8 protein-coding genes are annotated in these 6,333 nt (G+C 67.9%); 6 read left to right on the forward strand and 2 right to left on the reverse strand.

Annotated elements, in window-relative coordinates; translation table 11 throughout:
- From F3J14_RS31040 to speD, 4 genes are all read left to right on the forward strand, one after another.
- The coding region (locus F3J14_RS31040; protein ID WP_166726183.1) for an SHOCT domain-containing protein at positions 1-172 on the forward strand (172 nt) is incomplete at its 5' end.
- A 9-nt stretch (positions 173-181) separates the two neighbouring features.
- The gene (locus F3J14_RS31045) at positions 182-1,702 is read left to right on the forward strand and encodes a DUF4178 domain-containing protein (protein ID WP_166726184.1); all 1,521 of its coding nucleotides are present in this window, start codon (positions 182-184) and stop codon (positions 1,700-1,702) included.
- On the forward strand, positions 1,702-1,863 hold the full coding sequence (locus F3J14_RS31050; RefSeq protein WP_006751372.1) for a hypothetical protein: 162 nt from the start codon (positions 1,702-1,704) through the stop codon (positions 1,861-1,863). The genes F3J14_RS31045 and F3J14_RS31050 overlap by 1 nt, the downstream gene beginning before the upstream one ends.
- A complete protein-coding gene (gene speD, locus F3J14_RS31055) occupies positions 1,860-2,237 on the forward strand; it encodes an adenosylmethionine decarboxylase (protein WP_012366536.1) in 378 nt (125 codons plus the stop codon). Before F3J14_RS31050 ends, speD begins: the two co-directional genes overlap by 4 nt.
- A gap of 7 nt (positions 2,238-2,244) precedes the next feature.
- Here the strand turns inward: speD and F3J14_RS31060 are convergent, their stop codons facing one another.
- Entirely contained in the window at positions 2,245-2,697 is a 453-nt protein-coding gene (locus F3J14_RS31060; protein ID WP_166726185.1) for an SRPBCC family protein, read from the reverse strand.
- Between the two features lie 185 nt (positions 2,698-2,882).
- Here F3J14_RS31060 and F3J14_RS31065 point away from each other — a divergent pair, with 185 nt between their 5' ends.
- Positions 2,883-3,923, forward strand: coding sequence for a bifunctional nicotinamide-nucleotide adenylyltransferase/Nudix hydroxylase (locus F3J14_RS31065; protein ID WP_166726186.1), 1,041 nt, complete (start codon positions 2,883-2,885; stop codon positions 3,921-3,923).
- A gap of 74 nt (positions 3,924-3,997) precedes the next feature.
- Positions 3,998-5,431, forward strand: a complete 1,434-nt coding sequence (locus F3J14_RS31070) for a nicotinate phosphoribosyltransferase (RefSeq protein WP_166726187.1) — start codon at positions 3,998-4,000, stop codon at positions 5,429-5,431.
- A gap of 42 nt (positions 5,432-5,473) precedes the next feature.
- Here the strand turns inward: F3J14_RS31070 and F3J14_RS31075 are convergent.
- Positions 5,474-6,333, reverse strand: an 860-nt coding sequence (locus F3J14_RS31075) for a PLP-dependent aminotransferase family protein (protein WP_166726188.1), incomplete at its 5' end; no start/stop codon positions are given.

The raw sequence follows: 6,333 nt of genomic DNA on the forward strand, positions 1-6,333 counted from the left end.
GCCCGCGCCCGCCGCGGCACCGGTTGCGGCTGCGCAGCCGGCAGCATCGGCCGAAGGGACCGACTACGTGCAGCGTCTCGAGCAGTTGAAGGCCCTGCTCGACAAGGGGCTCGTGACCGAAGAAGACTATTCGCGCGCGAAGGCGGAAATCCTCGCGAAGCTCACCCGGTAAGCGTCACGCATGTTCAGTACTTCGTGCCCCCAGTGCGGCGCGCCGGTCGAGTTTCGCTCGGCGGCGGCGGTGATGGCCGTCTGCGCGTTCTGTCGCAGCACGCTGCTCAAGCGCGGCGCCGACGTCGAACGCATCGGCGAGCTCGCCACGGTGCTCGACGACGCGTCGCCGATCCAGATCGGCACGGCCGGCCGCTACGGCAAGCGCGCGTTCACCGTGCTCGGCCGCATCCAGATGACCTACGACGCCGGCACGTGGAGCGAGTGGTACGTCGTGTTCGACGACGGCGCGTTCGGCTGGCTGTCGGATGCGTCGGGCCAGTACGCGGTCACGGTGCGCGAGCCCGACGATGCGTCCGGCGGCGCGTGGCCTGCGTTCGGCACGCTCGAACCCGGCATGCGGATCGATCACGGCGGCCGCGCGTATCTCGTGTCCGATGTGCGCACCGCACGCTGTACGGGCGGCGACGGCGAGTTGCCGTTCCGTGTCGATGCGGGCTGGGAGGCGCGCGTCGTCGACCTGCGCACCGGCAACGCGTTCGCGACCTACGACTATTCCGACGCCGATGCGAACGGCGGGAGCCCCGCCGTCTATACGGGCGAGGCACTGGAGTTCGACGCGCTCGCGTTCACCGGGCTGCGCGATGCCGAAACCGATACGCGCGAGAAACGCGGCGCGGCGATGGTGCCGTTCGCGTGCCCGAGCTGCGGCGCGCCGCTGTCGTTTGCGCCGAACCTCGCCGACTACGTCGTGTGCGGCAGCTGCCACGCGGGCGTGCAATGCACGGCCGAGCAGCAGACCGTCTTCGCCGCGCAGCGCAGGCTCGATGCGGTGAAGGGCGCGCTGGAGCTCGGTGCGACCGGCATGTTCGACGGCGTGAAGTACACGGTGATCGGCATGATGCGTTGCCGCGTGCCGGGCGACGACGAGACGTGGGACGAATACCTGCTGCTGAACCCGAAGCGCGGCTTCCTGTGGCTCGTGCAGAGCGAAGGGCGCTGGGAGCGCGTGCAGGTGCTCGATCACTGGCCGACGATCGGCGGCGAGTCCGACGTGATCGACGACGGCAAGACCTATCGACTGCGCGAGACGTACGACTCGGAAGTCGTGTACGTGGTCGGCGCGTTCAACTGGCGCGTACAGATCGGCGACCGCACGTCGATCGCCGACTACGGCTGGCAGAAGGACAAGCTCACGCGCGAGCGCAGCGCCGCCGAGATCGTGTGGTCGCGCGCGCGCCCGCTGTCGGCCAGCGCGCTGGCCGAACGCTTCGCCACGCCGGCGCTCAAGACGGCGGCGGTTGCGCCCGCAACGGGTTCGGCCGGGAAGTCGACGGGCTTGTTCGATGCAAAGTACCCGCACAGCTTCGCGCCGCTGCCATTCGTGTTCAGCGCGTTGCTCGTGATCTTCAACATCGGCTCGCTGTTCTCGTTCAGCAGCCGTTCCGTCTTCGTGCTGGTGGGCCTGCTCGTGCTGTGGCTGCCTGAATGGCTGTGGAAAGGCTTCGCATCGGATGGGGGCAACACCTGATGCGTCATATCCTCTATGGACTCTACGGGCTGATCGTCGTCACGTTGTTCAGCTGCACGTCGCTGGGCGGCAGCGGTTCGGGCGGCGTGAGTTCGGTCGGCAGCGGGTGGGGCAGTTCGTCGGCGCGCAGCGGCTACTCGTCGTACGGGTCGCACAAATGACGGCGCGCGAGTGCATCGCCCCGCCGCGCGCGACGCTCGGCTCGCACGTGCTGGCCGATCTCGCCGGCATCGACGCGGCGCTGCTGCGCGATGCGGCGCGGCTCGAAGCGATTCTTGCCGACGCCGCGCAGCGGGCCGGTGCGCGCGTGATCGGCGCGCATTTCCATCATTTCGGCGGCGAGCACGGCGTGACGGGCGTCGTGCTGCTCGCGGAGTCGCACATCACGATTCATACGTGGCCGGAGCACGGCTTCGCGGCCGTCGACGCGTTCATGTGCGGCGCGGCGCGCGCGGCCGATGCAGTCGACGCGATTGCCGCCGCGCTCGGCACGCACGCGCAGGTCCGGCAGCAGGTCGCGCGCGGCGTCGCGTGAGCGGCGCTCAGCGCGGCAGCGCTTCGGCTTCGGCCCAGCGCTTGAACGAGTCGAGACGCCGGCGCGTGTGCACGAGATAGAACGCGCCGATCAGCGGTTCGAGCAGCCAGCGCAGCCATGCCGGCTGCGCGCGGAAGTGGTACGTGAACTTCACTTCGGTCGTGCCCGGGGTGCGCTCGGTGAAGTTCCAGCTGCCGCTGAAGCATTCGAGCACCTTCGGCCCGTCGACCATTTCGACGGCCGCGACCTGCGGCGGACGGTACGAGATGTAGCGCGACACCATCGTCGCGCCCGACTGGCTGCGGCAGAATGCGTTGACGCCGACGTCGGCCGTCATCCCGTCGGGCAGATACGCGTCGGCGAGAAAGCTGTCCCACACGAGCCGCCGCGCGTAGTCCTGCGACCAGGTGAAGAGGCGCCTGCGATCGACGCCGACGATCCGACTCACTGAAATTCTCATGATGGATGGCGGGCGCACCGGCGCGGATTAGGATGAAATCGAGTGTAGCGCGTCAAAACCGCGCGTTTCGTCAGACTTCGTCAAGTCGAGCGCAGGCTCGATTGACCTTCTCCGGGAATTCCCCTACGATCGATTCCATGCCTTCGGGAAAGACCCGAAGCGTTTCAATCTCTTGAGGGAGCCTCATGAGTACGCAACAGAACCGGCGCTTCGACGCGCTCGTTTTCATTGGTCGTTTCCAGCCTCCGCATCGTGGTCACCTGAACGTGCTGAAGTCGGCACTGAGCCGGGCCGAGCGCGTGTGCGTGCTGATCGGCTCGACCGACAAGCCCCGCACCATCAAGGATCCGTTCTCGTTCGACGAGCGCCGCCAGATGCTGGCCTCGCTGCTCGATGCGTCCGAACGCGAGCGCGTGACGATCGCGCCCGTGCAGGATTCGACGTACAACGACGGCGACTGGGTGCGCTGGGTGCAGGATGCCGTGGCCGCCGCGCTCGGCGACGTCGCGCAGCGCAAGGCCGGGCTGATCGGCCACGAGAAGGACGCCACGTCGTATTACCTGCGGATGTTCCCGCAATGGGAGCTCGTCGACGTCGATGCGACCGAAGACATTTCCGCCACCGAAATCCGCGACCAGTATTTCGCCGAACGCACCAACAGCTTCGTGCAATGGGCGGTGCCGGAACCCGTGTTCGGCTGGCTCGAGCGTTTCCGCACGCAGCCGGAATTCGCGCAGCTGAAGGCCGAGGCCGAGTTCATCGCCGCGTATCGCAAGGCATGGGCGGCCGCACCGTATCCGGTCACGTTCGTGACGGTCGACGCGGTGGTCGTGCACTCGGGCCATATCCTGCTCGTGCGCCGGCGCAGTGAACCGGGCCGCGGCCTGTGGGCGCTGCCGGGCGGCTTCGTGGAGCAGGACGAACGGCTCGACGCGGCATGCATCCGCGAACTGCGCGAGGAGACCGGCCTGAAGCTGCCGGAGCCCGTGCTGCGCGGCTCGATCAGGGATCGCCAGGTGTTCGATCATCCGACCCGATCGCTGCGCGGCCGCACGATCACGCACGCGTGCCTGTTCAACTTCCCGACCGGCGAGCTGCCGCGCGTGAAGGGCAGCGACGACGCCGACAAGGCGCGCTGGGTGCCGCTCAACGAATTCGCGCAGATGCGCAACGTGATGTTCGAGGATCACTTCGAGATCGCGTATCACTTCCTGGGGAAGCTGTGATCCGCTGATTCCCCGGATACCGGTCCGCTGCGACAGACGCGGCGGCACTTCAACGGCCTAGAGGAGCTCTAGCCATGCAAAACGATCCCGGCGGCTTTGCCGCGGTTCTCGCCAATCCGATCCTCAACACGGATTCGTACAAGGCTTCCCACTTCCTGCAATATCCGCCCGACGCGCAGGCGATGTTCTCGTACGTCGAATCGCGCGGCGGCCGCTACGACCGCACGCTGTTCTTCGGCCTGCAGATGCTGCTGAAGGAATATCTGTGCCGGCCCGTCACGCACGCGATGATCGACGACGCGCGCGACTTCTTCGCCGTGCACGGCGAGCCGTTCAACGAGGACGGCTGGCGTCATGTCGTCGAGCACTACGACGGCTACTTGCCTGTGAGGATTCGCGCGGTGCCCGAGGGTTCGATCGTTCCGGTGCACAACGTGCTGATGACCGTCGAATGCGACGACCCGAAGGTGTTCTGGCTCGCGTCGTATCTCGAGACGATGCTGCTGCGCGTGTGGTACCCGGTGACGGTCGCAACGCGCAGCTGGCACCTGCGGCAGACGATCCGCCACTTTCTCGAGAAGACCGACGACGATCTCGCCCAGTTACCGTTCAAGCTGCACGACTTCGGCGCGCGCGGCGTATCGAGCGCGGAATCGGCCGCGATCGGCGGCGCCGCGCACCTCGTCAGCTTCATGGGTTCGGACACGGTGCTCGGCGTGCTGGCCGCGAACCGCTTCTATCGCGAGCCGATGGCCGCGTACTCGGTGCCGGCGGCCGAGCACAGCACGATCACGTCGTGGGGCCGTGAGCACGAAGCCGATGCGTACCGCAACATGATCAGCCGCTTCGGTCTGCCCGGCGCGATCGTATCGGTCGTGTCGGACTCCTACGATCTGTTCGCCGCGCTTGAAATGTGGGGCGGTCCGCTGCGCCAGGCGGTGATCGATTCGGGTGCGACGCTCGTCGTGCGTCCCGATTCGGGCGACCCGGTGACGATCGTGCTGCAGACCGTGCGTGCGCTCGACGCATCGTTCGGTTCGACCGTGAACGGCAAGGGGCGGCGTGTGCTGAACCGCGTGCGCGTGATCCAGGGCGATGGTGTCGACGAGTTGTCGATCGGGGCGATCCTCGCCGCGCTCGACGACGCGGGCTATGCGGCCGGCAACGTCGTGTTCGGGATGGGCGGCGCGCTGTTGCAGCAGGTGAATCGCGATACGCAGCGCTTCGCGATGAAGTGCTCGGCGATCCGGCGTGACGGCATCTGGCACGACGTCCGCAAGGATCCCGTCACCGACCAGGGCAAGCGCTCGAAGAAGGGGCGGCTCACGTTGCTGCGTAATCGGCGCACGGGCGAGTACCGGACGGTCGCGCTGCCGGTCGCGTGGGACGATCGTGCGCTGGAAGGCGAGTGGGACGACGCGCTCGAAACGGTGTTCGACACGGGGCGGATGCTGGTCGATACGACGTTCGCCGAGGTGCGGGCGAGGGCGCACGCGGCGGAGCAATGAGGGCGGCGGCGGGGCGGCCATTCGCCCCGCCGCCTTCGGGGCTCATCGTTGGTCGGCCAGTGTGCGGCCGCTGCGTTCCGCTGCTCGCGCCGCGTCCATCGCCCGCGCCAGCGCATCGAATACGGCCGGCCCCTTGCAGCGCGACACGTTGAAGCGCATGAACGACGTCGCGCTGTGCGACGCGCTGAACACATCGCCTGGCGCGAGCACGACATCGTGATCGAGCGCATGACGCGCGACCCGCGCCGCATCGAGCCCGTCCGGCAGCTCGGCCCACACGAACAGGCCGCCGCGCGGCTCCGTCCAGATCCCGAGCCCCGCGCGCGCGAGCCGCCGGATCGTTTCGCCCATCGCATCGGCCAGTTGCGCACGCAGGCTGTCGAGATGGCGCCGGTACGTGCCGTCGACCAGCAGCCGGTGCACGACGTTCGCGCCGATCTGCGCATTGCCGAACGACGTCGCGAGCTTCAGGTCGACGAGCGCGTCGATCCACTCCGGGCGTGCGGCGACATAGCCGCAGCGGATCGCGGCCGACAGCGTCTTCGAGAAGCTGCCGATCGACACGACGCGCGACAGCCCGTCGAACGCCGCGAGGCGCGGCGCGGGCGTGCTTTCGAAATCCGCGAAGATGTCGTCCTCGACGATCAGCAGGCCGTGCTCGGCCGCCAGCGTCAGCAGCCGGTGCGCGACCGGCGGTGCGAGCGTCGCGCCGGTCGGGTTGTGCAGCGCCGAGTTGGTGATGTACAAGCGCGGCCGGTGCTCGGCGAGCACCTGTTCGAAGCGCGCGAGATCAGGGCCGTTCGGCGTGTACGGCACGCTGACGATCCGCGCGCGATGCGCGCGCAGCAGCGCCTGGAAGTTGAAGTAGCACGGGTCGTCGAGCACGACGGTGTTTTTTTTTT

The sequence above is a fragment of the Burkholderia sp. Tr-862 genome, assembly GCF_011753085.1.
In the GTDB taxonomy this organism is placed as follows: Bacteria; Pseudomonadota; Gammaproteobacteria; order Burkholderiales; family Burkholderiaceae; genus Burkholderia; species Burkholderia ambifaria.

What these genes read in the sequence shown, in the direction of transcription:
- F3J14_RS31070 (WP_166726187.1), top strand. Translation starts at nt 3,998, where the DNA reads ATGCAAAACGATCCCGGCGGCTTTGCCGCGGTTCTCGCCAATCCGATC.
- F3J14_RS31045 (WP_166726184.1), top strand. Translation starts at nt 182, where the DNA reads ATGTTCAGTACTTCGTGCCCCCAGTGCGGCGCGCCGGTCGAGTTTCGC.
- F3J14_RS31050 (WP_006751372.1), top strand. Translation starts at nt 1,702, where the DNA reads ATGCGTCATATCCTCTATGGACTCTACGGGCTGATCGTCGTCACGTTG.
- speD (WP_012366536.1), top strand. Translation starts at nt 1,860, where the DNA reads ATGACGGCGCGCGAGTGCATCGCCCCGCCGCGCGCGACGCTCGGCTCG.
- F3J14_RS31060 (WP_166726185.1), bottom strand. Translation starts at nt 2,697, where the DNA reads ATGAGAATTTCAGTGAGTCGGATCGTCGGCGTCGATCGCAGGCGCCTC.
- F3J14_RS31065 (WP_166726186.1), top strand. Translation starts at nt 2,883, where the DNA reads ATGAGTACGCAACAGAACCGGCGCTTCGACGCGCTCGTTTTCATTGGT.